Origin of the sequence: Sellimonas caecigallum (assembly GCF_019754295.1) — a bacterium.
In the GTDB taxonomy this organism is placed as follows: Bacteria; Bacillota; Clostridia; order Lachnospirales; family Lachnospiraceae; genus Sellimonas; species Sellimonas caecigallum.
The window spans coordinates 1-5,689 of sequence record NZ_VIRV01000037.1; the positions used below are offsets into that span (position 1 = coordinate 1).

At 46.0% G+C, this 5,689-nt stretch carries 4 protein-coding genes; all 4 read left to right on the forward strand.

The window, feature by feature from the left end:
• Nucleotides 1-63 precede the first annotated feature (63 nt).
• The 4 genes from FLB61_RS12780 to FLB61_RS12795 are packed head-to-tail and all read left to right on the forward strand — an operon-like array spanning nt 64 to nt 5,234.
• Nucleotides 64-1,836: an ABC transporter ATP-binding protein gene (locus FLB61_RS12780; protein WP_221920410.1), complete on the forward strand. Its 1,773-nt coding sequence runs from the start codon at nt 64-66 to the stop codon at nt 1,834-1,836.
• 1 nt (nt 1,837) lies between these two features.
• Nucleotides 1,838-3,571 (forward strand): ABC transporter ATP-binding protein, encoded by a 1,734-nt coding sequence (locus FLB61_RS12785; RefSeq protein WP_221920411.1) that lies wholly within the window; start codon nt 1,838-1,840, stop codon nt 3,569-3,571.
• A gap of 16 nt (nt 3,572-3,587) precedes the next feature.
• Complete coding sequence (locus FLB61_RS12790) at nt 3,588-4,403, forward strand: class I SAM-dependent methyltransferase (protein WP_087203478.1); 816 nt, start codon at nt 3,588-3,590, stop codon at nt 4,401-4,403.
• A 24-nt stretch (nt 4,404-4,427) separates the two neighbouring features.
• Nucleotides 4,428-5,234 (forward strand): class I SAM-dependent methyltransferase, encoded by an 807-nt coding sequence (locus tag FLB61_RS12795; protein ID WP_221920412.1) that lies wholly within the window; start codon nt 4,428-4,430, stop codon nt 5,232-5,234.
• The last annotated feature ends 455 nt before the right edge of the window (nt 5,235-5,689 follow it).

Sequence of the window (5,689 nt, forward strand, 5' to 3'; positions counted from 1 at the left end):
CCCCCTTATAAATCAAGGGATTAAGATTCCGAGAGATTATCACAAAGAAAAGGAGGAATTTTTTTGAAAAAACAATCCAATTTATCACGCCTGCTGGAAATTGCAGGCAGCCATAAGTACCTGACCTATGCTTCCTGGGTGCTTTCTGCCATCAGTGCCCTCATTGCTCTGGTGCCATTCTATTACATCTGGAAAATGATAAAGGAAGTACTGGAGGTGGCACCAGATTTTGGCCAGGAACAGAACCTGACCGGCAATGGATGGATGGCAGTATTGTTTGCAGTCCTAGCGGTGCTTGTCTACATAGCCGGGCTTATGTGTTCCCATTTAGGGGCATTTCGTATTGCCACAAACCTGCGTATCCAGACCATGGAGCATATTGTTAAGCTTCCTCTTGGGTTTGCCGAAAGTTTTGGCAGCGGAAAACTGCGCAAAATCGTCAACGAATCCAGCGCAGCCACCGAAACCTATCTCGCTCATCAGCTTCCCGACAGAGCCAATGCCATTGCAACCCCCTGTGGTCTTTTGGTGCTGTTGTTTGCATTTGACTGGAGACTGGGACTGTTGAGCCTTGTTCCGGTTGTTCTGGGGTTTCTGATCATGATGACAATGACCGGAAAGCAGATGCAGGAAAAGATGAAAGAATACCAGAATGCGCTGGATGATATGTCCAACGAAGCGGTAGAGTATGTCCGCGGTATTCCGGTCGTAAAAACATTTGGCCAGACGATCTTTTCCTTTAAGAAGTTTAAAGACTCCATTGACCGCTATAAAGTATGGGTGATCGCCTATACCAAGCAGCTTCGGACACCGATGATGTTCTATACAGCTGCGATCAACGGAGTTTTTGCCACACTGATCGCCGGAGGACTGTTGCTTGCACAAGACGGTGTGACTTCCGGTTTCTTACTGGATCTCATTTTCTATATCATTATTACGCCGGTTATTTCTGTCACACTGACACGCATTATGTTCCAAAGTGAAAATGCCATGATCGTAGACGACGCTTTACAGAGAATTGACAGCGTTTTGCATTTGAAGCCTCTGGAGGAAACGAAACATCCAAAGCATCCTCAAAACGCTTCCGTGGAACTGGAATCGGTTCATTTCAGCTATGATGGAGAAAAAGAAGTATTAAAAGATATTTCACTGACCATTCCTGCAGGGCAGACGGTAGCTTTTGTAGGCCCATCCGGCGGTGGAAAAACAACCCTTGCCAATCTGATTTCCCGATTCTTTGATCCCCAGAGCGGAATGGTAAAAATCGGTGGTGTTAATGTGAAAGACATCCCGAAAGAGGAACTCATGAACACGGTGTCTTTCGTATTTCAGAACAGCCGTCTGATCAAGGCATCCATTCTGGAAAATGTGCGTATGGGAAAACCGGAAGCTACCCGTGAGGAAGTTCTGGCTGCCCTACATCACGCACAGTGCGATGATATTCTGGAAAAACTCCCACAGGGTGTGGATACGGTTATCGGTACAAAGGGTCTCTATCTTTCCGGCGGCGAGCAGCAGCGAATTGCCATTGCCCGTGTAATGCTGAAAAATGCACCGATCATCATTCTGGATGAAGCCACTGCCTTTGCTGACCCGGATAACGAAAGCCGCGTACAGGCTGCTTTCTCAAGACTTTCCGAGGGAAAGACCGTGATTATGATTGCCCACAGGCTTTCTACCGTAACAAATGTGGATCAGATTTTTGTCATTTGCAACGGACAGGTTGCCGAGTGCGGCAACAGCCGCGAATTGCTTGCAAAAGACGGCATGTTCAGCCGTATGTGGAAAAATTACCAGACTTCCGTGCAATGGAAGGTAACAAAGGAGGTGCAGTGATATGATCAAAAAACTGCAGAAAAAATATGCCCTGTCTGAACAGGGAGCAAAAGACCTGATCAAAGGCTGCCTGGCCTGTGTCCTTCAGAATCTGTCTTTGATGTTTCCGGTAGGTCTTTTATATTACATGGTCAGCGATCTGATGAACGGAGGTGTTCCCGGTGGGAAAATTCCATTTTATGTGGCAGGCTGCGTGGTGTGTATCGGCCTGATTCTGCTGACCACTTTCTTTCAATATAATGCGACCTATTTTGCCACTTACAAAGAAAGCGGTATCCGCCGCATTACCCTTGCAGAGCATCTGCGTAAGATTCCCCTTTCCTTTTTCGGGAAAAAGGATTTAGCCGATCTTACCAGCACCATTATGGCGGACTGTACCTTCCTGGAACAGAGCTTTTCACATTTTATCCCTGAGCTTGCGGGTTCGATCATTTCTACAGTTCTGATTTCCATCGGTCTGCTCTTTACGGACTGGAAAATGGCACTGGCTGCCTTATGGGTTCTGCCGGTTGCCTTTGCGATTGTGGGATTTTCCGCAAAGATTCAGGAAAATCTGAATCAGAAAGCGATGGATGTGAAGATGGCCTGCGCAGACGGGATACAGGAGTGCATTGAAACGGTTCGTGACCTGAAAGCGAACAACGCGGAGCAGGCATATTTAAAGGGGCTGGAAAAGAAGATCCGTGCCGTGGAGCATCGTTCCATCCTCAATGAATTTGGGCTTGCTGCTTTTGTGGTTTCCGCATCACTGGTACTGAAGCTTGGTATTGCAACGGTTGCGCTGGTGGGAGCTGTTCTGCTCATGCAGGGAAGCCTCTCCGTGCTTACATTCTTTATGTTCCTTTTGGTAGTATCCCGTTTATATGACCCTTTGCAGGGCGCACTCCAGAATCTTGCGGCAGTCATCAGTACACGAACCAACATTGCCCGTATGAATGAGATTCTTGATCATCCGATCCAGCAAGGCAGTGACAGGCTTTCCAATCAGGGGTATGATATTGTCTTTGACCATGTTGGGTTTGCCTACAATACCGGAGAAACGGTATTGAAAGATGTTTCCTTTACGGCAAAACAGGGAGAGGTTACGGCTTTGGTCGGCCCATCCGGCGGCGGAAAAACAACCGTATCCCGGCTGGCTGCAAGATTCTGGGATATTCACAGAGGAAAGATTACCGTGGGCGGCATGGATGTATCCCGAATTGACCCGGAAATACTGCTTTCTCTGTATTCCATCGTATTTCAGGATGTTACACTGTTTGACAATACGATTCTGGAGAATATCCGAATCGGAAACAAAGACGCCACAGATGAACAGGTCATTGCGGCTGCGAAACTTGCCAATGTGGATGAATTTGCGGAAAAACTGCCGGATGGATGGCATACCAATATCGGGGAAAATGGCTGTGAACTTTCCGGCGGAGAGCGCCAGCGTATCTCTATTGCTCGTGCATTTCTGAAAAATGCGCCGATCATTCTTTTGGATGAAGCCACGGCTTCCCTGGATGTGGAGAATGAAACTCTGATACAGACAGCCCTTTCCCGTCTGATTGCAGATAAAACCGTTCTGGTTATCGCCCACAGGATGCGTACCGTAGCCGGGGCAGATAAGATCGTTGTCCTTTCTGATGGCACCGTGGCAGAAGAAGGATCGCCACAGGAACTAGAAGAAAAGAATGGTGTATATGCCCATATGGTAAAACTGCAGACAGAAAGCCAGAATTGGAAACTTGCGTAAAGAAGGAGGAAATGTAATGAACAAGAACCATTGTAAGCAGGAAAATATCCGACTTGGCACCCACGGAGAAGACTATGGAAGCTGGATGTCCAACCCTGTCTTTTACATCATTGGCGGAATCGGAGTTTTGGCCGCTGTGCTGGCTGTCCTCTCTTTTTATGTATTACATGTCGCTGTTCTTGGTGTTCTGTTTACTGTTATCACAATCGCACTTTTGGTTTTGCTGATCTGGATCACATGGATCAGGCGGCAGTATGCCTTTGGCGGTGGCGGAATCATGGAACAGGTTCATCGAGTCGTTCTCTCTCATCTGGACTATGACGGTGAGGGAAAGATTCTGGAAGTAGGCTGCGGCTCCGGAGCATTGACAATCCGTTCAGCTCTGACATGGCCGAAAGCAAAAGTGATCGGTGTTGATTACTGGGGCGCTGTGTACAATTACAGCAAAGCACTCTGCGAGAAGAATGCTGCCAGTGAGGGCGTGGCTTCCCGCTGTGTATTTCAGCACGGTGATGCGAAGCAGCTGGATTTTCCTGATGAGAGTTTTGATGTAGTCATCAGCAACTATGTCTATCACAATGTTATGGGTGCTGATATGCAGAAACTGCTGCTGGAAAGCCTGCGGGTATTGAAAAAAGGCGGCGTCTTTGCACTCAACGATGATATGAAACCAAAGATGTACGGTGACATGGAAGGTTTTGCGCAGAAACTGCGAGATATGGGGTATGAGGAAGTACGACTCGTTGACACTGCACAGGAAGCTTTTGGTTCCCACCGTCGGGCTGCCATGATGATGCTGGGGTCTTCCCGGCTGCTTGTCGGCAGAAAGTAATGTATCAAAACAGGAGGTTTGGCTATGTCCAAGTTAGGAGTCGTGGAGGATACCCTGTTTGTCCCTATGCTGGGAAGAATTTATGCTAGTGAGCATTGCTCGCAAATTTTATATGATAAAAAGGCATTGGAATTGAAAAATAGGCTGCCGTTAGACTTGATTGAACAGAATATGCAGAACCAGTATACCCTTTTGGCCTCTGCTTCCCGGTCTGCTAATATGGATCGGATTATTCGGTCTTTTCTGGAACGCAGACCGGACGGTGTGATTGTTCAGCTGGGCTGTGGTCTGGAGACAACCTATCACCGATGTGATAACGGAAAGACACACTGGTATGCCGTGGATCTGCCGCATGTGATCGAATACCGGCGGGGTCTTCTTCCCGAACCGGAGCGGGAATTTTATATTTCCGGGGATGCCTTTGTGAAGGACTGGATCATAAAAGTTCGCAATGATGTACTTGATGCTCCTGTTCTTGTTACTGCAGGCGGGTTGTTTCATTATTTTGAGGAACATAAGGTTATTGCCCTTCTGCGTATGATTGGACAATTTGGAAATATGGAAGTTGTTTTTGATACGGTGAACAAAAGAGGCATGACCATGATGAAGAAAAAATATATGAAACAGGTCGGCCATGCTGATGCACAGATGCTCTTTTATGTGGATTCAGCGGAAGAACTGGCAGCAAAGAGCGGGGGTAATGTGAAGGTGATTGCGGAGGAACCATACTATCGTTACATCCCTAAAAATGGCTTAAAGCTATCCACAAAGGTCAGTATGGCAGTTTCTGATCAATTTAAGATGGTAAAGATGATACATCTAAAACTATAGTGGATATACAATATCAGAGAGATAGAAATCTATTGTCGAACGGAGTATTTTTACTGTTAAAGAGTTGGAGAAGAACAAAATAGGCGATATAATAAACAGTGGTTAGTTATTGCTGACCACTGTTTATTTAAAAGAGAAGATGATATCAATGGCCAAAAGCACAAATAAGATGGTTCTCCCTCAAAGGGTTGCCATGCTTCATGGAACTGGTTTTGGTGCAGAAATCATTTTGTTCATCTTCTAAAAAGTGAAGCAAATTGTTTTGTTGAAGTAATGATCTCATTCATCGTGAGGAGCAGAGCCTATTTCTATTGTTTCATAAAAATTCAAAATCCAAATGGAGCATTTTTAACCTATTCAGAGTAGAAGGAACCATTTGAACTGTGATAAACTTAAATCATGCGGAATTCTTGTTTCGCAATTTTTTAAAATTTATAGTTAGAAAAACTAACTAC